This window comes from Bradyrhizobium sp. URHD0069 (genome assembly GCF_000701345.1).
In the GTDB taxonomy this organism is placed as follows: domain Bacteria; phylum Pseudomonadota; class Alphaproteobacteria; order Rhizobiales; family Xanthobacteraceae; genus Bradyrhizobium.
This window is the reverse complement of the sequence record NZ_KL370777.1, coordinates 17,270-38,977: the sequence shown is the minus strand read 5'-3', so window position 1 is coordinate 38,977 and position 21,708 is coordinate 17,270. Positions and strand designations below refer to the sequence as shown.

The window sequence follows — 21,708 nt, the reverse complement described above, 5'->3', positions numbered from 1 at the left end:
ACCGGCAGACCTCACCTCTCCTCGTCCGGATGCACCCACTGATACGACGTGATTTCCTGCGTCGCAGTCAGCTTGATCATGTGCACTGGCGGCGCGTAGCGGCCCTTCCTGCAGGACCGGCATTTCAGCGCGGCCTCGAGCTTCCAGATTGGCGTGTCCCGCGGCCGGCGTATGGCATCGAGCGGCAGGCTGGCGCGGGTCTTACAGCGGTTGCATTCGACATCGAGCCAACCCAGGCCGCCGTTGAGGCATTGCCCGATTGTCGGCGATGGCTGTGCGGGCCCTCCATAACCTTCCATCCGTAGCGACCATGCGCGAGCCATCTGCCTCACGCGCAGCTTCGCAGCTTCTATGGCTCGTTGGCGAGCATGTTCGGCGTTCATCTTGGCCGCGCGTACTTGGCCACCCCAAATGCCCTCGCGAGACCTCGTGCCCATCGGCATATTACAGCGGGCCCTGCTCAGGCAGGCAATGCCACTAGGATTAGATACGCGGAACGGCCCCGCGACCCTACAGGTTCGGTCAATGTGCAATCTCTACTCGATAACCACGAACCAGGCCGCCATCGCCGCTCTGTTCCGCATGGTGAATCGGTACGTCGGCAACCTGCCGCCGATGCCCGGCGTGTTTCCCGATTATCCGGCGCCCGTCGTTCGCAATGTCGGCGCCGAGCGCGAGCCAACGATGATGCGCTGGGGGATGCCGCCACCGCCGAAGTTGGGTGGTGCGCCTGTGACCAACATCCGCAACACGACATCGCCGCACTGGAGCGGCTGGTTGAAGCCAGAAAGCCGCTGCTTAGTGCCGGCAAACAGCTTTTCCGAATATGCACCGGAGCCGAACCCAGAGACCGGCAAAAAGGATGTGGTGTGGTTTGCGCTGAACGATGACCGACCGCTGTTCGCATTTGCCGGGATTTGGGCGGAGTTCAGGGGCGACCGCGGCACCAAATCGAAACCCATCCCAGGACCGCACTTGGTCTACGGCTTCCTGACGACGGCACCGAACGCAATTGTTCAGCCGATCCACCCTAAGGCGATGCCGGTCATCCTGACTACAGAAGAAGAACGGGACGTGTGGATGCGCGCGCCGTGGGACGAAGCAAAGGCGTTGCAGCGGCCATTGGCTGACGATGCCATGAAGATCGTTGCGCGCGGTGCCGACAAGGAAGACAAGGCCGCAGCATGAAGTACGCCGCGCCCCGACCGCTTTCTGATCCTGAAAAGGCCGCCCGCAAGCTGCTGGAGATCGCCAACGCGACCGAGGCGGTGCAGGACGGCCGCATCTTCATAGAGACGATCAACGGCCAGTTCTTGTTCAAGGAAGGCGGCACGCCCGAGGAGTACAGCGCCGGCCTCGCCTGCGCGGTCGCCAAGGGCTGGCTGTGGAAGCATGAGTCCGGAACATACGTGAAGTTCGCGCCTGTCGGTGCCGAGATGTTCGCGTGAAAGCTGATGCCAACTTGAATTCACTGGTGACCCGATCCCGTCGCGCAGCCGCGAACCGAGAAAGAGAAACCCGCCGGTCAGGGCGGGTTTTAAGATTTTCAGGGCCGGTGCCTTAGAAACGCTGGGGCCTGATCGGAGGTGGCGCAATCCGTTTCGGCGTGAACGCCTCGATGGCGCACTCAAAGAATTGCAGAGACTCGCATGGCAACAGCTTGCTGATCGGTCAGCTACAACCCTCGAGTGCCAAGACTTACGAAACCAATTAAGGCATACCGGCAATGAGTTGCGGTATTATCTTGAGATGAAGTCACAACGAGCTCGATTCCGCCACCAGCCTGTCGACGATAATGGCATCGGTTTCGGGCAACCTGATTTTCGACTTCTCGCGTAAAACGAGGTTCGTAGATTGGGCGCCCTTCACTCGAACGGCAGCTTCTCCTGTCCTTCGTGCCACTCGATGACTTCGAACATCATTCCGCGCTTAAGCATTTCGGCCTCGAGATTGGCTGCGTGCTTCTTCCAGTCCGGCGTCTCGCGAACGCGAAATCTAGTTTCCTCACCTTGTCTTTTGAGCGCGTCATCGGCTGCCAAAGCCCCGCGTACGCCCTCGTACATCAAGGTGAGGCTGTCGTTGGTGAAGGCTTGATAATTCATCGAACCTCACCCTATCGGTTAGGCTGCGATGTCCGGCTTAGGTACTACCGTGACGGTCCACCGCGTCGGAATGCTGGACCTATCTTCCTTAACTGCACGGACCATCCCCGTGACCGGCAATCCATTTAACATCAATCGCGCCCTTTCGCCCCGATATTGGGCATAGCGGCAACGTCGGGCCTCTAACGGATCGGTAATTTCGATAGTTTGCATGCGTCACCGATGGTCGCGGTACGCGAAACAATTCCGCGGCGATCCGCAACATATCAGGGAAGCGTTAATCAAAAATTTCCCATGTGAGTCACGTGCGCGGCTGGTGCGGCCCGGATCACACTAATTGGGTGGCTGTACCTCTTTCGAGGCGACCCAATTATCCATTTTAGCATAGGACGCATATTGCCGCGCTTTTTCCATCAGAGCATCCCGCTCCCGGCTTGGCTGCATTGCATCGGCTTGCCGAGAGCACTCTTCCGCCATGCGCGCATAGTCCGCTGGATTCATTTCGTCCCCCTGAATCTTCTGATACGAATTCCTACAGTGGGATTCGGGGCGAAACTTTGCCGAAAATAGAGCGGTAGTAGGCGAACGCTTGGAATGCATTTAATCGTAAGGCGCGACCCCTCGCTCTTTCGTGAGCTTGATCATGCGAACCGGGGGCGAGTAGCGCGGCGTCCGGCATGATCGGCATTTCAGCATTCCAGCTTCTAGATCGGCCTATCGCTTCGAGCGGCGAATGGCGTCGAGCGGCAAACTGGCGCGTGTCTTACGGCGAGTCCCCGAGTTGAATGCAGCTACTGTAACGAGCTTAATTGAGCGGTAGCCAGACAATCCCGCACAGACTGTTACAGCCGTTGCAGTGGGCTGGTTGATCGAAGGTGCTAGCCAGTTGCCATTCCTGCGATTCATTACTCCACTGGGTTAAGGCATGAGAGATGATGTCGTCTGACTGGCAGTTAGAGCAGACGGGTGTTGACCGTGTCGCTCGCCGGTTGACGATCTGTGCCGGCTCTGTGTTTGAGTTGAACGGATTGAGAAGTAAGGCTTCTCTCATATTCTTCGCCCCTGGACCTGAACTACTCCTGCCTGAACATAACTCTGGAATGATGAGCGTGTCTTGCATGGGGCTTCTGGTTGTTGTGGATCGTGGCGCTCAATCCCCTCACTGTGGCTCACTGAGCACAGTCCGACCGTCATTGGAGCTTCACGGGTTTATCGCCGCGCGCGCCGCATCTCCCGCGTGAGTCGCCGGTCAACTTATCAACACCAGCGATCGGCAGTGGCTCCGGAGCGCTCGAAGCCCAGTGCGTAGGGCGATTTGCCTGCCGCTGCGGCGTGCGCTTCAATGGCTCATGGCCGAACTCACCGGCCGCCGATCGTTAGCACATCGCCACGAATGCGGCACATTTATTACGGCGGTATCCACGCCGGCACGATCGCGATCCGCATTGGCGTCCCCTATGATGAAGACCCATGGGGATGGCCATGCGGTTTCTATCCCGGAAGCCATCCGGCGGAGTGCACGGGCGGTTTTTAGCGCCGCGTTCCCGAGGAGCGGCATTTCAGGGCCGCCTCAACCCGTGCACTGCGGGTTTAAGAGCTTCGGAACATCGGCTGATTTAAGCCGTTCAAGGCATGGGCGCGGGTTTCACACTGCTAAGGAGCGTTTCATGAAGTACGTATGGGCAATAGTCGCAGCGGCGAGCATAGGCGCCGCAGTGCCTGCAATCGCGGAAGATGTCGGCGTCAGCGTCGGAGTTAGCCCGGGGGTCGGAGCCGGAGTGACAGTAGGCTCGGATAACCGAGACCGCGACCGAGATCGCGAACGAACAACCGTTATCAAGGAGCACGAGCCCCGCGACCGCGAGACAACAGTCATCAAGGAGCGCGAGAGAGAACCTGATCGTAAGGTGATCATCGAGCGCGATCGCAATTAAAAGCCGATCAGGTCCTTCATACCCCTGACATCAAGGACGAGCCCGCTCGACGATCCCCGCCGGGCGGGTTTCATTTGGCTGCTGACGGCGGCGATGCGTGCCACCATCAGGCGGCGACTGCCGGTCGATCGTCCAATACCGTTGCAGTTGAAATTGCGCCTCGTCTGAGATTTTGGCCGCGAGCCTTCGAGGACTTCTTTCTTGAGCGCCGCCGTGTATTGTTTAGGGCACTGGGGCCGCAAACCAAGCAACGCGGGGGACAATCTATGAGCAGCAAACGAGCCAAGCAAGTCATCCAGCGGGCCACGACGCGGAGCACGGGACCTATCGACAAGTATTTCGGCGACAGGCTGCGAGCGCGGCGCGTCATGCTGAACATGACCCAAGACGATCTAGGTAAATCGCTGGGCGTTTCGTTCCAGCAGGTGCAGAAATACGAAAAGGGCACCAACCGGATAAGCGCCGCCTTGATGGTGCCGTTGGCTAAAATCCTCGACGTCGACACTGGATATTTTTACGACGAGATACCAAAGATCAAGCGCGGCCGCGGGATCGAAACGCCAGCGCTGACCGAGCTTGCGCTCTCGTTACATGGTCGCCGGTTGATCGACGCGTTCCTCAACCTAAAAAATGACAGCTTGCGTTGCGCGGTTGCCGATCTCGCGCAGGTGCTCGCACGATAAATCCGAGCTGACCTCGCCCAGAGAACCCCGCCGGTAGCCGCTGTGTGATGGCGCGCAGCCGAACAAAGGCACGGCTGACGCCGCCGCAGCGGTAACGGTGCCTGTCTTCGGTGAATTCGCCCCGTCAATAAATCCCCTGCATCCGCGCACGCATCCGCAACTTCGGCAGGTTGCCTTCGTTGGCCCAGGTCGCGTCGGTAGGCCGCATGAAACCCCGTCTGGCGTCCTCTATTTGCACGACAGGGGCCGTCGGCTTTTAACCTCCGCCGGCGGTCCCACTTCCGCGCTTTCACTCGTCACGGACCCTAGCGGCCGTCGCACCAAGGGCGCCGTTGTGGACAGCTCGTCGTGCCGCACACATACGGATGGGCCAGACCCTCGCCAATCAAGATGCTGCCGACGTGCCGGCCGCCGATCGACAGCGACGCGCAGAGGCGGGCCTCGATCATGTACGGCGCGTTCTGGGCGATATCTTCGGGACCGCGCCCGCCAACGCCGCGGCTCAGGCGCCGCCGACCAACGGGAGGGAACAAAAGTGCGAAGCACTTTTGCGGTCCCTCTGCAGCCGCTTGTTAGCCATGTTGTACGGCTTCATTGAGCCAAGACTTGTAATGTGACCACTCTGGATCAGAACGACTCTCGAACTCAAGACGGTAGTCGGCATGAAGCGCCTGAAGGCTGGGCAAGACTTTCTGTAGCTCCGCATTGCCACCGAAGTACACGTAGTACTCTCGCAGTGCCGGTGTCTCAAGGCGACGGACATAAACCGCCCAGCCATTACCAAAGCCGCCGCAGAGCCGAATGAGATCGGCCTCGATGGCTTCCAGCTTTGGTTGCTCAGAGCGACGCCACCAACTGCCGCCGGGTGGTTGCTTACCGTAAACGCCAAACCAGGCGACATACGGAAGTTTGTCTGAGGGGACCGCCTCTGCAAACTGTGTATCCAGCAGCGCGCTTGCCGGCCTCCGCTGAGCTTCAAACTGATACTGGATCCACGGCATGGCTAACGTTTGACATGAGGGGCAAACAACGGCGGCATTGACGTAGCCCAGGCGAACAACTGCGCCCCGTCGTTGTTTGTCCGCTCGATGGAAGGGTTAAACGCGACCTTACTAGCCTTGCATTGCATCTTGTACGACTCTCCACTTGCGCCTTACGCCGGGCAGGCACCACAGGCCGACAACCATCAGCGGCGGCCGATACCAGGGCTTACCTATACGCTCCTTGATTTTTTGCTTGAGGGCTTCCTCGTCGAATAGCGGCCATGGACCGATTGCCCCTGGATAGAACATCCATTTCCCGCAGACTGGTGCGACTTCTTTACGAAGGATTAGCTTGACCTCACCCACAGAGAATCCGGTCTTCTTTAGCGCTTGTCCAATTGCGCGAAGATCTGGCTCGGTATGCTCAGTATCTACGAATAGATCGGATAGAAGAACCCACACTTCCTCGCGTGCGCTAGTGCCCATAGTCGCGTCTAACGCCGAAGTTGCTGTACCACGACTCGCCCCCTGATCCCACCACCCGTGAAGCTTGCACAAATGCGCGTTACGCTGCAAGTGGCCGGACGCGAACAAGGCAAGCAAGCAGATAGCTATGGCGCATCGAGCGGGGAACATCCGACCCGATCGAAACCTGGGAGCACTCGTTTGCCGAAGAAGCTATGCCGGAGTTCCTTTGAAGGAGTACGGCAAGACCTCCGGGCAAGCCTCATCCCTGATCACCTTGCCGATCTTGGGGTTCTCATCGCAAAACCTATTCAGACGTGACTTGTCGACAATGTAGCCGCCCACATATTTTCCGCCTTGATGGCCGGTGAGATTGGCAATCGTCTTTCCCTCTCGGAGTCCTGCCAATACTTGGCGAACGACGTCCTCCTTTAGGTTGCCTCGCCGTCGGTGGCGACGGAAACCCATCCGCGCGCACGTTCGGCACAAAACGTATCTTACGGTTGTCACGACAATGTTGTCGCCGATGATCGCGTGCCCATTTGGACAGAACCTGTTTTTTGGAAAATTATAGTTCGGCTGAGGACCGAATGATTTAGCTGGATCGCGCTTTCGGCCGGAACCGCTCTCATCTTTTTCGTCCATCTTGTTTCTCCCTTTTTTGAGAGAGGGGACGCTGAACTGAGCTGGCCGGCTACGCTCTTGTGAGACCTGGTACCGCTCTCCCCGCTAGTCACCGCTGAGCGCAGGGCAACGACAACACAAATTCAGGTTGAACGGGCTTGCGCGCGCGCTCAGGTTGAGAAACAGTCCACCGCTCAAAACACGGGAGGCTGAATTGGCAAAGAAAGCACGGAATCGCGGCCCAGTAGCAAAACGCGGAACGTCCATCACGATATTGGGTAGGAAAGCCCGTCGCGCCGAGCGAATGACAGACGGCCGCTACCGCCTCGTTGCGGTCAAGGGTGCGCGAGTTTTTGTCGGCACACTGATCGATACAATCAATCGCGGAAAGGTGCGCCTTGCGATCTTTAGTGTTCCAAAAGGCTAACCGTTGCCAGCTTAAGGGGGCAAACCAACCATGAAAATTGAATTTTTCGGCTCTGCAAAACGCCTGGATGATATTCCCCTCGGGGAGTTTGTCATGTTCGACTTTGATCGCGGTGGGGAATTTGGCTTTTGTGTCTCGATCGCTGACGCCAAAAAAGCTGTGATCGTGCTACCGAAAAACACCATGGACTCTGTGAGCTTACAGGTGGGTGGACTGACCGGTGACACGTTCATCTACTTTGACAACTCTGTACTTCGGCCAGATTTCTCCAGTGTCATGGGTGCTCAGACCGGCTCCCCTCGCGGGGCACTAATGTGTGCCGATGGCAATTATTACATGAAGGCGCAGGAAGGCGCTTATTATCGCACCTTCAACATTCAAACAGGCTTAGCCGAGGACCCTAAAGAAACGGCCAATGCGTTCCACTTTGCGCGTTGGAAAGTTGGTGTAACGATCGATCGGAAGTTCGAACCTATTTTTTGTTTTCCTGCCGCCGCTTAGGTTAATGACCCACGCCGATCCGTTTTACAGCCCGAAGCAAACGCTGGCGCGCGCCAAGCATCATCTAGCCGAATTCCAATCTAAGGAAGGCGAGCTATCGAAAGGCGAACATTGGACTTATGTCATCGAGAGAGACCCGACGGGTCGCAACAACAAGCACACGGTTAAATTCGAAAGAGATTTTTTCGAGCAGCTTTGTGGCATCGCCTTCGACATTGCCAATAACCTTCGATCCACATTAGACGCAAACAGCGTATGCGACTGCGATTGCGGCAGGAAAGACCAGGCCGAAGCGCGCCTACTTTCCTATAGCTGGCTCCGCGCAGGACTTAGACAATGCGGTTCGCCAAAGATGCGCCGACCTTCGCCCAGAGATAGTTGCCGTATTCAAGATCTTCCATCCATACGCGGGAGGCAACATTTGGTTGGCTGCTCTCAACACTCTATGCAACACGCAGAAGCACGCCACACTCATCCCCTTCAAAACAGATGATCAAGTTGCTTATGTGACGCCCGGGGTGATGTTCGGGCTGAGGCATCGGTGGAACCAGCAAACCTACGAACTTGAGATTCTCGACAACGGTGGAGCCGACTTCAGCAAGGGAGGCGGTCACTTTGCCTTCAGCGTTTCGTTTGCCCATGATGAGCCGGTTATCGGCGGGAGCGAGCCACATGGACTGCTTACCGGCGCGGCGATCCAGGTTGAGCGAGTACTAAAGGCGACGGAAATAGAATGTCGGCGCCTCGGTCTTGTAGCACCTGCTTCACCTTAGACCGGGAAAGACGACGGGACGCTAGTGGCGCTCTGGAAATCTATTGCCACTGATCAAACTGAGAATGTAATTTAAATCGCTGCTGTGTTGTATGCGGTAGCCGAAGGCTGTTGGAGTTGGTATGTCGAAGAAGTCGATGTAACTACTTCTCGATGTCCCCCACGTATCGTCTGAATCTCGGCGCCATCGGCGTCGAAGATACGAATGTAACTGGTCCATTGATAGCCCTACGTGCCATGTACGTCTAAATTGTCGATCCGCGTGGCGTCGGAGATGTCCTGAATTAACACGAAGTGATCACCGCGGCCGTAGCCAACCCGACGTCCAGACCACCTAAGCGCCTCAAACTCTCGAACACATCATCCCAACAGCGGACCCGAGACAGAATAAACGCCAAGTTCATTGGATTCTTCAGCAGACTGTTAGTGCTGGCAGCCAATCGACGACTCGAGCAAGATCGGCGCCATCGACAGCCAGCTGAATTTCATCTAGTTCGCTTTCCGCGGATCTCGGTGGCGGTTCAAGGCGCGTAAAACCGTAAAGGCAGGTAACTTTGCGCTTTTTTGTGCCTGAACGAATCCACCATGCCGGGCTTGCATCCGGTTCTGTTGCGGAATTGCGTCGTGTCCTGGTCCCTGCGTTTTGCCGAGCCGATCATGCTCGCCGTTGGTGGCAAGCTGGCGACTCTGCGCGATACTATCGCCCCTCTCGGCAAGGTCATTCCCAAATTCGACCATGACATGCCGGCGGTCCTGACGGCTGCTGAGATAGCCGCATCTTGCGGCGGCCGACCTTGTCGAAGCGGCCGAGCTTCTTGCGCTCTTAGCGACGCACCTGTTCGTCCGGTTCCAGATCACGCATCCGGTTCAATCCCAGAAAATCGAGGTGGTTTAGTGAAAGACGACAGAACGGCTGGAAACGAATTCCCGAAGGAGTTCTGGTAGCCGTACCACTGATGGATTCGACTGTAGGTCGAAATAACCAAGTGGATAAGTTGAAACCACTGTTTCCCGCCTCAAATTCAAAACTATGACCGCTTTAAGTCAGACTTCCGCAATGGAGGCAGCTCGTGCCAACCCTTGGAAAACCACAATTGGTCGAGACCGAATCGGCTTGGGGCGCCCCCTCGAAGAGGATCTTCGAAGAGTTGTGCCAAGAGCGGATTGCTATTTTGTCCGCGCTTGGGTTTTACGAGCAGCGCGGGCTACCTATTCCGGACCCAGATTCGGACGTCACGCGGGAAGAACACGAGGAGCTGAATCCGATAGCCGGCGCTCTGATCTGCGCGGCCGAGGCTGCCCGGACAATGCCGGACGCTGTCCTTATAGCTTCACTCGATAAGGTCCAAGCAGAACCCACTTCGTTTTGCGCACGCAAATTGCCGGCAGAAGTTGAATGGGCTATGGCATGCCACTACCGACGTGCTGACGAGAATCTGGCAACCCATTGGCGCGACGTCTGGGGCGATCAGCTCGGTGATATCGAGAAGCCCGCAGAATCGAATATCCAAAAAGCAGCATTGGCGGCAATCGAGAGTATTCAGGCTGACCGCAAACGCGGCAGGCGGCCCAATCCTGCGAATCAGATACTAGCGGACCGTCTAGGAAATATTTTTCGCGGGAGCGGCCAGCGCATCGTCCGCAATCACCTGCCCACCATGCGCTATGGCGAGTTAACCTCTGTCGAAGTTGGTCCTTTCTACGACTTTCTCAATCTGGTTTTGAAGCCACTGCAACGGTATCTCAGCGAAAACCGACTACCTCCGGTGACGCTCGCCTCCATAGTCCGATACGCGACCGAAGGGTCTCCCGCGACCTAATTGCTCGTACCCAATTTCTCCCACGTTGCTGTCCTCGCAAATCAGGAAGGCTTGGGCGACAGTTCCCGCTGTCGCGCACATCGGTGCGCGCAAGGAAAGGAGTGCTATGTCATGACGGATACCAGCAACCCACCAGACAACGATAGCAACAAGCCGACCGAGGAGGTTTCTCCTGAAGAGTCCGCCGACGAAGAGCAATATGACGATATCGACTACACAACGGCCTCTTACATGGACTTTGTCAAAAACCCCCCTTTACTGCCGAACGAGGACAAAGGTGCGTTCGGACAACTCACGGATGATATAGAGTTAAGATCCTCCTTGGAATTGAAAACACCTATGGAGTATTTCCTCGTGGTGCAGGTCTGCACGAAGATGCAAAACCTGTCGCGGTACGAGGCAATGGCGCTCGAGCTGATGCAAAGCCAGAGGCGTCCGGCGCTTGAGGACCTGTTCATGAAAACCGAAGAATCGACGGGCTTGGATCCTTCCGCTTTGAAAGGTATGGCTTTCAACAATGCTAATTTGTGGTTTGCTAATCCGGAGTATCGAGCATCTGCTGACAAGAGCTTCGAAGCGGCGGGCTACAGGCCAAATGCCATTGAAGTAGAAGCCTTCCGGCGATCCCTGCCTTCGCTGGCATTGCTCGAACGCCTGATCGCTTCGGCTCAAAAGAGCATCCTGACCCTTATGAAGGAGCTTGAAAAGCGTTGCCGAGACCGCGAGGCTAAAGAGCGTGACGACTGAGCAGCTATTGAAGGGTTCTAACTAGTCGAGATTGCCGATGGCATCACAACGACAGATCGCAGCGAACAAGCGCAATGCCGGGAAAAGCTCCGGCCCGCGCACACAACAAGGCAAGGCGCGTTCGCGAATGAACGCGCTTCGCCACGGTTTCTCCTCAGCGTTGATCGAGGCCAGTATTGCGCTGCCCAAAATGGCCAATTCGACAAACGATCTGAACGCGACTCCGGACGCTCACCTAATAGCTGCTCACCAACGGCTTCGTCAGATCGAAATCGAGCGCGTGAAAATTATCACCGAAGCCCGCGATCTCGCCACCTCTTCGGCCGACGCGTTGTGTATGGCGGTCAAAAGAATCGCGGCACTCGAGCGCTATTCGCGGCAGAGCTATTCAAAGCTCAAAAAACAGATTGCGGCGCCGGATTGAAGAAGTCCGCGATCGTCAGCCTGCAACTATCATCAGGGGAGTAAATCTCTTTAGTGCATGTTTTTAATAGCAAATTTTGATTGGGTTCGTTTTGTCAGAATCTTGATTGGCGATCGAGCCCCAACGTTGGAGGCTATGTGTGTATCGTGAGGCTCACCTCGACGAGAGACCCGCGCGCAGGATTCACGAGCTTGACCGGGGACGAAGCCCCGGCCATGACGAATCTCGCCGATCACTCCAGTCCGATTTGCGTCAGGTCCTGAAACCAGTGCTGCGCCTGGACGAATTTCTTTATTCGGGGCGATAGCGCGTGCGGATTGGTGTCATGCACCACCCACACCAGCGCCGCGTCGTCGACAATCAAAGAATGCGCCTGCGCCAGCAATTCGTCCTGCTTGGTTGGATCGAACGTCTGCTTGGCCTCGTCGATCAACGCATCGACTTTCGGGTTCTTGTAGCCGCCCCAGTTGACGCCGACCGGCGCGATCTGGCCCGAGTGGAAGAAGCGTACGATGGCATACAGCGGGTCCGAGGTCACGTAGGCGATGTTGTTGGCGGTAATGCCGGCATTCATTTCATCCGCCGCGCCCTTGCGCCAGTGCGTGTAAAGCGTCTCCAGCTCAACGACCTTGAAGTCGATATCGATGCCGATTTCCTTGAAACTCTGCTGCAGGAATTCGTTCATCGGCAGCGACAGCATTTGCCCCGTTCCGCCTTGCGCGATGATGAACGTCGTCTTCAGCGGCTTTTCCTTGGAGTAGCCGGCTTCCTGGACCAGCTTCTTCGCCGCCGCCAGATCGTATTTGAGTTCGAAGCCGGGCTTGCCGAACCACGGGCTCGACGGGTCGACCTGGCCCTTGGCGGGTTTGGCCAAACCGTTCATCAACCCGACCACCGCGTCGCGACCGATCGCAAGATTGAGTGCCTTGCGCAGCCGAATGTCGGTCCAGGGCGAGCCCGGCAGCACGCTGAGATGATAATTCCACACATGCGGGGTGATGTTGTCGACGATGCGCATGCCGGCCGATTTGAGCTGCGGCACCGCGTCCGGCGCCGGCGTTTCGATCAAATCGACTTGCCCCGCCAACAGCGCGTTGGTTCGCGTCAGCGCTTCCGGCATCGGGATCAGGATCATCTTGTCGACTTTCGCAATCCGCTTCTTGTTCCAGTAATCCTCGTTCTTCGACAATTCAGCCAGTTCGCGCGGCACCAGTTTTGTCAATTTGAACGGCCCGGTGCCCGAGGGCTGGCTGGCGAACTTGTCCCAGTCCTTGCCGAGTTTTTCGTATTGCGCAGGGCTGGAGACCAGGAACCAGAGCATCTGATAGGGAAAGAAGGAGTCGACGGTCTTTGTGGTGATTTCCACCGTGGAATCGTCGATCTTGGCGTAGCCCGCAACCGAGGGCAGCCGGGTTTTCACCTGAGCGCTCTGGCGCTTGTCGAATTGCGGTGCCTTGTCGTTGAGCACCTTGTCGAGATTCCAGATCACCGCGTCGGCATTGAAATCGCTGCCGTCATGGAATTTCACGCCCTGCCGCAACTTGAAGCGCCATTTGGTTTTGTCCTTGTCATCGACCTTCCATTCTGTGGCAAGCGCCGGCACCAGTTTGCCGGGCCGATCCGACACATCCATTTCCCAGGCGACCAGCGGATCGTAGATCGTGTAGCCGGTGAACTGGTAGGCACCGGCGCCACGATCTGGCTGGCCCGTCGTCAGCGGAATATCGGCCATTGAAATGCCGTATCGCACCACGGTTTCAGCCCGCGCGGGAAGGGCGGGCAGGGCGGCTCCTATGACGCAGGCCACAGCTGCAAGAAGTATCGAATTTCGGGTGCGCATGAATTAGGCTCCATTGAGGGTACTGGGAGCCGAACTTGCAAACTTGATGCCAGATTAGGCACTTGGGCCCTCATGCATGCGCGCTCACAAGGAGTTGTGCCGCCAATGGCAATCAGACGAAGGATTACTTCGCTTGGCACAGGCGTTGCATGAGGTTGCATAACAAATAATCACCTGAAGTAGAGGAAGGGATTGCTACCATGCGTAACGAGAAATCTGGAAAAAACCGGGCAACGGTGCGAGCCTTGATGCTGGCGACGGGACTGGCGGTGTTACCGCAGATCGCCGCCGCCCAAACCACCTTGCGCATCGGCATGACCGCGGCCGATATTCCGCGCACGCTGGGCCAGCCCGATCAGGGTTTTGAGGGCAATCGCTTCACCGGGCTCACCATGTATGACGGGCTGACGATGTGGGATCTCTCGTCCGCCGACAAGCCGAGCGTCATGATTCCCGGGCTTGCGACGGAATGGAAAGTCGATGATGCCGACAAGAAGAAGTGGACGTTCAAGCTGCGTCCAGGGGTCACCTTCCACGACGGCTCGCCGTTCAATGCCGACGCCGTAGTCTGGAATGTCGAAAAAGTGCTCAAGCAAGATGCGCCGCAGTTCGACGCGAGCCAGGTGGGCGTGACCGCGTCGCGGATGCCGACGCTGGCGTCAGCCCGCAAGATCGACGATATGACGGTGGAATTGACCACCAAGGAGCCGGATAGCTTCCTGCCGATCAACCTCACCAACCTGTTCATGGCGAGCCCGGCGAAGTGGCAGAAGCTGTTCGATGCGGCAGAAGGCGCCGATGCCAAGGCGAAATCGCAAGCCGCCTGGGCCACGTTCGCGCGCGACGCTTCGGGCACGGGCCCTTGGAAGATGTCGAAGTTCACGCCGCGTGAGCGGCTGGAGCTCGCAAAGAACGAGAATTATTGGGACAAGGCGCGCGTGCCCAAGGTCGACAAGATGCTGCTGCTGCCGATGCCCGAGGCGAATGCCCGCACCGCCGCGCTGCTCTCCGGCCAGGTCGACTGGATCGAAGCGCCCGCACCGGATGCGATTGCGGAAATCAAGCAGCGCGGGTTCGTTATCAACAGCAACGAGGAGCCGCATGTCTGGCCGTGGCAGTTCTCACGCATCGAAGGCTCGCCATGGAACGACATTCGCGTCCGCAAGGCGGCTAATCTCTGCGTCGATCGCGAGGGCCTGAGGGACGGCTTGCTTGCCGGGTTGATGGTGCCGGCGACCGGCACCTTCGAGCCGGGTCATCCCTGGCGGGGAAAACCGACCTTCGAGATCAAGTACGACAAGCCCGCGGCGCAGAAGCTGATGCAGGAGGCGGGCTATGGTCCGAACAAGAAATTGTCAGTCAAGACCCAGACCTCGGCATCGGGATCCGGCCAGATGCTGCCATTGCCGATGAACGAGTATCTGCAGCAGGCGCTGGCTGAATGCTATTTCGACGTCCAGCTCGACGTCATCGAATGGAATACGCTGTTCACCAACTGGCGGCGGGGCGCCAAGGATCCGACCGCCAACGGCGCCAATGCCACCAATGTGACCTACGCGGCGATGGATCCGTTCTTCGCGCTGGTGCGCTTTCTGCAATCGTCGATGGCGCCGCCGGTCTCGAATAATTGGGGCTATATCAATAATCCCAAGTTCGACGAGCTGGTCACCAAGGCGCGCCAGACCTTCGATCCGACCGCGCGCGACGCAGCGCTGGCTGAGCTGCATGCGGCTTCCGTCGACGACGCGGCGTTCCTTTATGTCGCCCACGACGTCGCGCCGCGCGCCATAAGCCCGAAGATCAAGGGTTTTGTGCAGCCGAAGAGCTGGTTCGTGGACTTCTCGCCAGTGTCCATGACGCCTTAACGGGCGCTTCGGCGCAACGGTGAGACTCCTCTTCACCTCTCCCCTTGTGGGAGAGGTCGCCTCCGATGCGAAGCATCGGAGGCGGGTGAGGGGTTTCCATCGATAGACCGTAACCCCTCACCCGTCACGGACTTCGTCCGTGCCACCCTCTCCCACAAGGGGAGAGGGAAAAAAGACCGAAGGTCATACGTGCTCGCCTATATCGCCCGGCGTATCGTCTATGTAATCCCCATTGTCATCAGCGTGGCGCTGGTGTGCTTTCTGCTGGTGCACATCACGCCCGGCGATCCGCTGGTAGCGGTCCTGCCGGCGGATGCGTCGCAGGAACTGGCGGCGCAATTGCGCGTCGCCTACGGCTTCGATCGGCCGCTGCCGGTGCAGTTCGGGCTCTGGCTATGGAAGGCGGTGAACGGCGATCTCGGTCATTCCATTGCGACCGGACGCCCAGTGCTGACGGAAGTCATGCGCGCGGTCGGCAACACCGTCACCTTGGCGATCGCCGCCGCAATGATCGGATTTAGCCTTGGTTTGTTTTTTGGCCTGATCGCCGGCTATTTCCGCGATACCTGGATCGACAAAGTCGCGACCTCGGTCGCGATCGCCGGTGTATCCGTTCCACACTACTGGCTCGGCATGGTGCTCGTGATCATCTTCTCGGTGCAGCTCAATTGGCTGCCCGCCGTCGGCGCCGGCCCCGGAGGCTCCGGCTCATGGGGATGGGACTGGGAGCACATCCGCTATTTGATCCTGCCCGCGATCACCACCTCGGTGATTCCGATGGGGATCGTCACGCGCACCGTGCGCGCGCTGACCGGCGATATCCTGAGCCAGGATTTTGTCGAGGCGTTGCGCGCCAAGGGCTTGCGCGAAACCCATGTTTTCCGCCACGTCATCAAGAACGCCGCGCCGACGGCGATGGCGGTGATGGGACTGCAATTGGGGTACATGCTCGGCGGTTCGATCCTGATCGAAACCGTGTTCTCGTGGCCGGGCTCGGGGCTATTGCTCAATTCAGCCATTTTCCAGCGAGACCTGCCGCTGCTGCAGGGCACGATCCTGGTGCTGGCACTGTTCTTCGTATTCCTCAATCTGATGGTCGATATCGCGCAGGCTGCGATCGATCCGCGCATCAAGCGGAGCTGAGCAGATGAACATCAGCCCCACGAGCGTGATATCGGACGCGGCCCTGCAGGCGGGGCCGGCCGCCAAGGCGCGCGGTTATTGGGCGACGGTCGGGCGGCGCATCGTGCGCGACAAGGTCAGCATGGTCTGTGCCTGCATTCTGCTCGCGATTTTTCTTTCCGCGTTGTGTGCGCCCTGGCTCGGACTCGCCGACCCGTATCAGGGCTCGATGATTCGCCGGCTGCGCCATATTGGCACGCCAAACTATCCGCTCGGCAGCGACGAACTCGGCCGCGATATGCTGGCGCGCCTGATCTATGGCGGGCGTCTGTCGCTGGTGATCGGTATTCTCCCGGTGATCTTTGCCTTTATCGTCGGGACGTCGCTCGGTCTCGTCGCAGGCTATGTCGGCGGCAAGATCAACACCGCGATCATGCGCACCGTCGACGTGTTCTACGCATTTCCTTCGGTGCTGCTGGCGATCGCGATTTCGGGCGCGCTCGGCGCGGGCATCGTCAATTCCATCGTTTCCTTGACCATCGTATTCGTGCCGCAGATCACCCGTGTTGCCGAGAGCGTTACGACGGGGGTGCGGAACATGGATTTCGTCGAGGCGGCGCGCGCCTCCGGCGCCGGTGCCTTCACCATCATGCGCGTGCATATGCTCGGCAACGTGCTGGGTCCGATTTTCGTCTACGCCACCGGCCTGATCTCGGTGTCGATGATCCTGGCGGCGGGCCTGTCGTTCCTGGGCCTCGGCACCAAGCCGCCGGAGCCGGAATGGGGCTTGATGCTCAACACGCTGCGCACTGCGATCTATATCAATCCCTGGGTGGCGGCATTGCCCGGCGTCATGATCTTCGCAGTGTCGATCTGTTTCAACCTGCTAAGCGACGGCCTGCGCAGCGCCATGGATATCCGGAACTGACGATATGAACGAGCCAGCTGCCTCGATCGATATGCTTGAGCCCGTCGAGGATCGCGGCGGCGCGGCGCAGCCGTTGCTGCAGGTCAATGGGTTGACAAAACATTTCCCGGTGCGCGGCGACCTGTTCAGCGCACGCAAGACCGTACGCGCGGTCGATGACGTGTCGTTCTCGATCTCCAAGGGCGAAACGGTCGGAATCGTCGGGGAGTCCGGCTGCGGCAAGTCGACTACCGCGCGCCTCTTGATGCACCTGATGAAGCGCGATGCCGGCGACATCATTTACGACGGCATGCAGGTCGGGCGCGCGCTGTCGCTCCGTGAGCTTCGCCGCTGCATGCAGATGGTGTTTCAGGACAGCTATGCCTCGCTCAATCCGCGCCTGACCATCGAAGAATCGATTGCCTTCGGCCCCAAAGTCCATGGCATGGCCGATGTCGCCGCGCGTGCGCTGGCGCGCGAGCTGCTCGGCAAAGTGGGGTTGCGGCCGGAAATTTTCGCCAACCGTTATCCGCACGAGATTTCCGGCGGGCAGCGTCAGCGCGTCAATATCGCCCGCGCGCTGGCTCTGTCGCCGCGGCTGGTAATCCTCGACGAGGCGGTGTCGGCGCTCGACAAGTCGGTCGAAGCGCAGGTGCTCAATCTTCTCGTCGATCTCAAGCGCGAATTCGGGCTGACCTATCTCTTCATCAGCCACGATCTCAACGTGGTGCGCTACATCTCCGACCGCGTTCTGGTGATGTATCTCGGCGAAGTGGTCGAGCTCGGTCCGGTGGACCAGGTGTGGGACGCGCCGGCGCATCCCTATACGCGGGCGTTGCTGGCGGCGATGCCGTCCTCCGATCCCGATAACCGGACGGAGACGCCGCCGATCTCGGGCGATCCGCCCAATCCGATCGATCCGCCCTCGGGTTGCCGGTTTCACACCCGTTGTCCATTCGCGGAGCCGCTCTGCGCAAATGCCACACCAAAACTCACCGCGCTCGATAGAATGGGTCATCAGGCCGCGTGCTACATGGCCATACCAGGATCCGGCCACAGCCTCGCGCCATCAAAAAGGATAGACGCCGCATGATAAGACCCACAGCAAAAGAGATCAGCGCGATGGCCAATGTCGCAGGACTGCCCGTCAGCGCGGATGTCGCGGCGCGCATCGCCAATTCCATCGGCCCGGCATTCGAAGGCTTTGCGCCGGTGGCCGGTACGCTGCCGTTCGACCTGGAGCCTGCGAGTTTTCTGCTCGTGCAAGCGGACAAAGATAATAAAAAGGCTACAAAATGAGCGCGACCGAACCCGCCTTGATGTCACTGACTTCGGTCGCCGAGGCGATTGCTGATAAGCGCGTCTCCTCGCGCGAGGTCGCTAAATCCTGTCTCGACCGGGTGGAGCAGTGGCAGCCCCGGCTCAACGCCTTCATGGCGATTGAATCAGAGGAAGCGCTCGCCGCCGCCGATGCCGCCGACGCGGCGCTCGCGAAAGGCAAAAGCAGTGGGGTACTGCACGGCGTGCCGCTGGCGCACAAGGACATGTACTACGAGGCCGGCAAGGTGGTCACCTGCGGCTCGAAAATCCGCCGCGATTTCGTCGCCACGACGACGTCGACCGCGCTGCAGCGGCTGAAGGATGCCGGCACGATTCGGCTGGGCTCGCTGCAGATGTCGGAATTCGCCTATGGGCCGACCGGCCACAACGCGCATTATGGCGCGGTGCATAACCCCTGGGCGGTCGATCACATCACCGGCGGCTCGTCGTCGGGCTCGGGCTCGGCGGTCGCGGCGCGGCTGACGTTTGCCGCGCTGGGCTCCGACACCGGCGGCTCGATCCGGATGCCCGCGCATTTCTGCGGCGTCACCGGATTGAAGACCACCGTCGGCCGGATCAGCCGCGCCGGCGCGATGCCGCTGTCGCAATCGCTCGACACCGTCGGGCCACTGGCGCGCACGGCAGAGGATTGCGCGCTGCTGCTGGGCCTGATGGCGGGTGCAGACCCGCAAGACCCTACGGCGATTACCGGACCTTTGCCGGATTACATGGCCGCGACGCGGGAGCCGATCAAAGGCCTGACCATCGGCGTGCCCACCGCGTTCTATGTCGACGATCTCGATTCCGAGGTTGCGCGCATTCTCGATGAAACGGTTGCGCTCTTGAAGCGCGAGGGCGCGAATGTCGTTCAGGTCGAACTGCCGGACCAGCGCCAGCTCACGGCGGCCTGTCAGCTGGTTCTCGCCGTTGAGGCGGCGGCGTTTCACAAGCGATGGCTGATCGAGCGCCCGCAGGATTATGGCCCGCAGGTTTTGATGCGTTTGCAGAACGGGCTCGCGATACCCGGCGTGTCCTATCTCGAAGCAATGCGCTGGCGCGGCCCTGCCCTGTCAGCGTATCTTGCGGCGGTGGCTGGCGTCGATGCCGTGGTCGCGCCGGTGGCGCCGGTCGCGGCTCCGACCATTGCCGAGAGCGACGTCGGCAACAGTCCCGACGCCGAAGCCGTGATCCAGCGGCTGACGCGGTTTACCCGTCCGATCAACTATCTCGGGTTGCCGTCGCTTTCGATACCCGCAGGCTTCACGCGCGGTGGCCTCCCGGTCGGGATGCAGTTGGTCGGCCGCCCGTTCGATGAAGCGATGTTGCTGCGAATTGGCGCGGCGTTCCAGCGCGCGAGCGATTTCCACGAAAGGGCGCCGAAATTCGCATGACGCAGCTCGTCGAGATACGTAACCTCAATATTCGCTTCACCGGCGAGCGCACCGTCTATGCCGTGAACGATCTGTCGCTTTCGCTCGGCGACGGCGAAGTGCTTGGCCTGCTCGGCGAGTCCGGATCCGGCAAGAGCGTCACGTTGCGCGCGCTGATGCGGCTATTGCCGAAGAAGCGGACGCAGATCTCCGGAACCGTGAGGGTTTTGGGACGCGACGTGCTGGCGCTCGATGACGAAGAGCTGTCGGCGTTTCGTGGCCAGACCGTCTCAATGATCTTCCAGGAACCCGCGCTCGCGCTCGATCCGGTTTACACCATCGGCCAGCAGATTGCGGAAACCGTGATGCGTCACGAAGGCAAGAGCGAGACCGAGGCGAGGGGGCGCGCGCTGGAAATGCTGGAAGTGGTGCGCATTCCCTCCGCCAAACGCCGGCTCGATGCCTACCCGCACGAGATGTCCGGCGGCATGCGGCAGCGTGCGATGATTGCGCTGGCGCTGGCGTGCAAGCCGAAAATTCTTCTCGCGGACGAGCCGACCACGGCGCTCGATGCCACCGTGCAAATTCAGATACTGCTCCTGCTGCGCGAGCTGCAGCGCGAGTTCGGCATGTCCGTTATCTTCGTGACCCACGATATCGGCGTCGCGATCGAAATCTGCGACCGGGTCGCCGTGATGTATGCCGGCCAGATCGTCGAGCAGGGCAGCTTGAGCCAGATCGTGCGCTCGCCGATCCATCCTTACGCGCGCGGATTGCTCGCCTCCACCGTGCACGGCGCCAAGCGCGGCCAGCGGCTGGAAACGATTCCGGGAACGCCGCCGTCGCTGGATAAAGCGCCAACCGACTGTTCTTTCGCGCCGCGCTGTGGTTTCGCGGAAGCCCGCTGCGTCGAGCAGCTTCCGCCCAACGTACAGGTCGGGTCGGACAGGATCGCAAGGTGCATCCTGGCTGAACGGACTGAGGTCGTCGCCACGTAACCTGCGCTGCAGGCAGACGCTTCAGCCGCCGAGGCCCGGATCGGCCCAGCGTTCTATTTCGGAAGCGCCGACGATTCGCTTGGGCTCATCAGGGCCGAGCGTGCCAGCGCTCGCCGTCCAGCCTTTCGCCAGTATCTGCATGGCAAATAGCTTGGCATCGACTTCCGATTTGAACGTGCGCGTTGTTCGGACCGCGCCTTTGGCGCTGTCGTCCGCTTTCACGGGTTTGTCCGGCCTGAAGGCCACATACCAGATGTCGGCTTGCGTCATCCCGGCATAACGCCGATCGGCAATGATAGTTTCGTTGGTCATCGGAAACGCTTCGGCGGCTGTTCCGGGAAGCAGCAAGCCGCCGATTGTAGTGCGCTGAATCTCGAAGCGTCCTACCGCGCGCGGTCGACGGCATCCACGATCCATCGCCGGAGTGCGCCAATCCGGCGGTCGCGCGCCTGCTTGGTGCGCGACACCAGATAAATCGTCTCAGTGGGACTGGTCTCGATATCGAAGGGGGCCATCAGCTTCCTGCCGAATCCTGGTCGCGCGCTGATCAGCGGCGCCATGGCGAGCGTGACGCCAGGCCATGCTCTGTTCCTGCGGCCGGCGCCGATGGCGAAGTTGCGAACCCAGCTGGCCGTTCTGAGCGACGGCGGCCGCGTCAGCGTCGTCCACAACACGCCGTGGTCGGACGGCGAAGAGCATCCTTGCGCCACGGTTCGGGTGACGCTATCGCGCCAACGCGCGGTCGAGGGTGCCGGGATTCGTTGATGGAGAGGATGACACCGTCGACCCGGTTCCCGGTGCGCA

General features: G+C 59.4%; 23 protein-coding genes. 16 read left to right on the top strand and 7 right to left on the bottom strand.

Translation table 11 applies throughout. The features are described from left to right. Positions 1–11 precede the first annotated feature (11 nt). Entirely contained in the window at positions 12–437 is a 426-nt protein-coding gene (locus N554_RS0134035) for a hypothetical protein (RefSeq protein ID WP_029587531.1), read from the bottom strand. An 88-nt stretch (positions 438–525) separates the two neighbouring features. Here N554_RS0134035 and N554_RS0134030 point away from each other — a divergent pair, with 88 nt between their 5' ends. Together N554_RS0134030 and N554_RS0134025 are read left to right on the top strand one after the other, a co-directional pair. Further along, positions 526–1,188 carry an SOS response-associated peptidase gene (locus tag N554_RS0134030; RefSeq protein ID WP_029587530.1) on the top strand — a complete coding sequence of 221 codons (663 nt, stop codon included), beginning with the start codon at positions 526–528 and terminating at the stop codon, positions 1,186–1,188. Further along, a complete protein-coding gene (locus N554_RS0134025) occupies positions 1,185–1,448 on the top strand; it encodes a hypothetical protein (RefSeq protein WP_029587529.1) in 264 nt (87 codons plus the stop codon). The genes N554_RS0134030 and N554_RS0134025 overlap by 4 nt, the downstream gene beginning before the upstream one ends. Positions 1,449–1,865: 417 nt before the next feature. Here the strand turns inward: N554_RS0134025 and N554_RS0134020 are convergent, their stop codons facing one another. After that, on the bottom strand, positions 1,866–2,102 hold the full coding sequence (locus N554_RS0134020) for a hypothetical protein (protein WP_029587528.1): 237 nt from the start codon (positions 2,100–2,102) through the stop codon (positions 1,866–1,868). 1,667 nt (positions 2,103–3,769) lie between these two features. On the opposite strand from N554_RS0134020, the gene N554_RS36995 reads away from it, so the two are divergent. Both N554_RS36995 and N554_RS0134000 read left to right on the top strand, forming a co-directional pair. Next, positions 3,770–4,036: a hypothetical protein gene (locus N554_RS36995; RefSeq protein ID WP_051677884.1), complete on the top strand. Its 267-nt coding sequence runs from the start codon at positions 3,770–3,772 to the stop codon at positions 4,034–4,036. A 266-nt stretch (positions 4,037–4,302) separates the two neighbouring features. Continuing rightward, positions 4,303–4,719, top strand: coding sequence for a helix-turn-helix domain-containing protein (locus N554_RS0134000; protein ID WP_051677862.1), 417 nt, complete (start codon positions 4,303–4,305; stop codon positions 4,717–4,719). A gap of 572 nt (positions 4,720–5,291) precedes the next feature. Here the strand turns inward: N554_RS0134000 and N554_RS0133990 are convergent. Together N554_RS0133990 and N554_RS40710 are read right to left on the bottom strand one after the other, a co-directional pair. Continuing rightward, positions 5,292–5,720, bottom strand: a complete 429-nt coding sequence (locus N554_RS0133990; RefSeq protein ID WP_029587525.1) for a DUF695 domain-containing protein — start codon at positions 5,718–5,720, stop codon at positions 5,292–5,294. A 660-nt stretch (positions 5,721–6,380) separates the two neighbouring features. Further along, positions 6,381–6,812: a hypothetical protein gene (locus tag N554_RS40710; RefSeq protein WP_029587524.1), complete on the bottom strand. Its 432-nt coding sequence runs from the start codon at positions 6,810–6,812 to the stop codon at positions 6,381–6,383. 436 nt (positions 6,813–7,248) lie between these two features. On the opposite strand from N554_RS40710, the gene N554_RS0133970 reads away from it, so the two are divergent. The 5 genes from N554_RS0133970 (at position 7,249) to N554_RS0133950 (ending at position 11,482) form a co-directional block, all read left to right on the top strand. Further along, positions 7,249–7,719 carry a hypothetical protein gene (locus N554_RS0133970; RefSeq protein ID WP_029587523.1) on the top strand — a complete coding sequence of 157 codons (471 nt, stop codon included), beginning with the start codon at positions 7,249–7,251 and terminating at the stop codon, positions 7,717–7,719. 425 nt (positions 7,720–8,144) lie between these two features. After that, positions 8,145–8,492 carry a hypothetical protein gene (locus N554_RS0133965; protein WP_029587522.1) on the top strand — a complete coding sequence of 116 codons (348 nt, stop codon included), beginning with the start codon at positions 8,145–8,147 and terminating at the stop codon, positions 8,490–8,492. A 1,093-nt stretch (positions 8,493–9,585) separates the two neighbouring features. Beyond that, complete coding sequence (locus N554_RS0133960) at positions 9,586–10,311, top strand: hypothetical protein (protein WP_029587521.1); 726 nt, start codon at positions 9,586–9,588, stop codon at positions 10,309–10,311. A gap of 111 nt (positions 10,312–10,422) precedes the next feature. Beyond that, on the top strand, positions 10,423–11,058 hold the full coding sequence (locus N554_RS0133955; RefSeq protein ID WP_029587520.1) for a hypothetical protein: 636 nt from the start codon (positions 10,423–10,425) through the stop codon (positions 11,056–11,058). A gap of 127 nt (positions 11,059–11,185) precedes the next feature. Next, complete coding sequence (locus N554_RS0133950; protein ID WP_156042261.1) at positions 11,186–11,482, top strand: hypothetical protein; 297 nt, start codon at positions 11,186–11,188, stop codon at positions 11,480–11,482. 232 nt (positions 11,483–11,714) lie between these two features. Here the strand turns inward: N554_RS0133950 and N554_RS0133945 are convergent, their stop codons facing one another. After that, a complete protein-coding gene (locus tag N554_RS0133945) occupies positions 11,715–13,322 on the bottom strand; it encodes an ABC transporter substrate-binding protein (protein ID WP_029587518.1) in 1,608 nt (535 codons plus the stop codon). Between the two features lie 200 nt (positions 13,323–13,522). On the opposite strand from N554_RS0133945, the gene N554_RS0133940 reads away from it, so the two are divergent. From N554_RS0133940 to N554_RS0133910, 7 genes are all read left to right on the top strand, one after another. Beyond that, a complete protein-coding gene (locus tag N554_RS0133940) occupies positions 13,523–15,187 on the top strand; it encodes an ABC transporter substrate-binding protein (RefSeq protein ID WP_029587517.1) in 1,665 nt (554 codons plus the stop codon). 189 nt (positions 15,188–15,376) lie between these two features. Next, the gene (locus N554_RS0133935) at positions 15,377–16,330 is read left to right on the top strand and encodes an ABC transporter permease (protein ID WP_029587516.1); all 954 of its coding nucleotides are present in this window, start codon (positions 15,377–15,379) and stop codon (positions 16,328–16,330) included. Between the two features lie 4 nt (positions 16,331–16,334). Continuing rightward, complete coding sequence (locus N554_RS0133930) at positions 16,335–17,237, top strand: ABC transporter permease (protein WP_029587515.1); 903 nt, start codon at positions 16,335–16,337, stop codon at positions 17,235–17,237. A gap of 4 nt (positions 17,238–17,241) precedes the next feature. Next, positions 17,242–18,309: an ABC transporter ATP-binding protein gene (locus N554_RS0133925; RefSeq protein ID WP_029587514.1), complete on the top strand. Its 1,068-nt coding sequence runs from the start codon at positions 17,242–17,244 to the stop codon at positions 18,307–18,309. Beyond that, positions 18,306–18,515, top strand: a complete 210-nt coding sequence (locus N554_RS0133920; RefSeq protein WP_029587513.1) for a hypothetical protein — start codon at positions 18,306–18,308, stop codon at positions 18,513–18,515. Before N554_RS0133925 ends, N554_RS0133920 begins: the two co-directional genes overlap by 4 nt. Then, positions 18,512–19,927: an Asp-tRNA(Asn)/Glu-tRNA(Gln) amidotransferase GatCAB subunit A gene (locus N554_RS0133915; protein ID WP_029587512.1), complete on the top strand. Its 1,416-nt coding sequence runs from the start codon at positions 18,512–18,514 to the stop codon at positions 19,925–19,927. Before N554_RS0133920 ends, N554_RS0133915 begins: the two co-directional genes overlap by 4 nt. Then, a complete protein-coding gene (locus N554_RS0133910) occupies positions 19,924–20,904 on the top strand; it encodes an ABC transporter ATP-binding protein (RefSeq protein ID WP_029587511.1) in 981 nt (326 codons plus the stop codon). The genes N554_RS0133915 and N554_RS0133910 overlap by 4 nt, the downstream gene beginning before the upstream one ends. A 21-nt stretch (positions 20,905–20,925) precedes the next feature. Here the strand turns inward: N554_RS0133910 and N554_RS36975 are convergent, their stop codons facing one another. Both N554_RS36975 and N554_RS41415 read right to left on the bottom strand, forming a co-directional pair. Next, a complete protein-coding gene (locus tag N554_RS36975) occupies positions 20,926–21,216 on the bottom strand; it encodes a hypothetical protein (protein ID WP_156042260.1) in 291 nt (96 codons plus the stop codon). A 71-nt stretch (positions 21,217–21,287) separates the two neighbouring features. After that, the gene (locus N554_RS41415) at positions 21,288–21,614 is read right to left on the bottom strand and encodes a LysR family transcriptional regulator (protein WP_210165392.1); all 327 of its coding nucleotides are present in this window, start codon (positions 21,612–21,614) and stop codon (positions 21,288–21,290) included. Between the last annotated feature and the right edge of the window lie 94 nt (positions 21,615–21,708).

Coding starts and splice junctions, on each gene's coding strand:
- N554_RS0134035 (WP_029587531.1), bottom strand. CDS start 437: ATGGGCACGAGGTCTCGCGAGGGCATTTGGGGTGGCCAAGTACGCGCG.
- N554_RS0134030 (WP_029587530.1), top strand. CDS start 526: ATGTGCAATCTCTACTCGATAACCACGAACCAGGCCGCCATCGCCGCT.
- N554_RS0134025 (WP_029587529.1), top strand. CDS start 1,185: ATGAAGTACGCCGCGCCCCGACCGCTTTCTGATCCTGAAAAGGCCGCC.
- N554_RS0134020 (WP_029587528.1), bottom strand. CDS start 2,102: ATGAATTATCAAGCCTTCACCAACGACAGCCTCACCTTGATGTACGAG.
- N554_RS36995 (WP_051677884.1), top strand. CDS start 3,770: ATGAAGTACGTATGGGCAATAGTCGCAGCGGCGAGCATAGGCGCCGCA.
- N554_RS0134000 (WP_051677862.1), top strand. CDS start 4,303: ATGAGCAGCAAACGAGCCAAGCAAGTCATCCAGCGGGCCACGACGCGG.
- N554_RS0133990 (WP_029587525.1), bottom strand. CDS start 5,720: ATGCCGTGGATCCAGTATCAGTTTGAAGCTCAGCGGAGGCCGGCAAGC.
- N554_RS40710 (WP_029587524.1), bottom strand. CDS start 6,812: ATGGACGAAAAAGATGAGAGCGGTTCCGGCCGAAAGCGCGATCCAGCT.
- N554_RS0133970 (WP_029587523.1), top strand. CDS start 7,249: ATGAAAATTGAATTTTTCGGCTCTGCAAAACGCCTGGATGATATTCCC.
- N554_RS0133955 (WP_029587520.1), top strand. CDS start 10,423: ATGACGGATACCAGCAACCCACCAGACAACGATAGCAACAAGCCGACC.
- N554_RS0133950 (WP_156042261.1), top strand. CDS start 11,186: ATGAACGCGCTTCGCCACGGTTTCTCCTCAGCGTTGATCGAGGCCAGT.
- N554_RS0133945 (WP_029587518.1), bottom strand. CDS start 13,322: ATGCGCACCCGAAATTCGATACTTCTTGCAGCTGTGGCCTGCGTCATA.
- N554_RS0133940 (WP_029587517.1), top strand. CDS start 13,523: ATGCGTAACGAGAAATCTGGAAAAAACCGGGCAACGGTGCGAGCCTTG.
- N554_RS0133930 (WP_029587515.1), top strand. CDS start 16,335: ATGAACATCAGCCCCACGAGCGTGATATCGGACGCGGCCCTGCAGGCG.
- N554_RS0133925 (WP_029587514.1), top strand. CDS start 17,242: ATGAACGAGCCAGCTGCCTCGATCGATATGCTTGAGCCCGTCGAGGAT.
- N554_RS0133920 (WP_029587513.1), top strand. CDS start 18,306: ATGATAAGACCCACAGCAAAAGAGATCAGCGCGATGGCCAATGTCGCA.
- N554_RS0133915 (WP_029587512.1), top strand. CDS start 18,512: ATGAGCGCGACCGAACCCGCCTTGATGTCACTGACTTCGGTCGCCGAG.
- N554_RS0133910 (WP_029587511.1), top strand. CDS start 19,924: ATGACGCAGCTCGTCGAGATACGTAACCTCAATATTCGCTTCACCGGC.
- N554_RS36975 (WP_156042260.1), bottom strand. CDS start 21,216: ATGACCAACGAAACTATCATTGCCGATCGGCGTTATGCCGGGATGACG.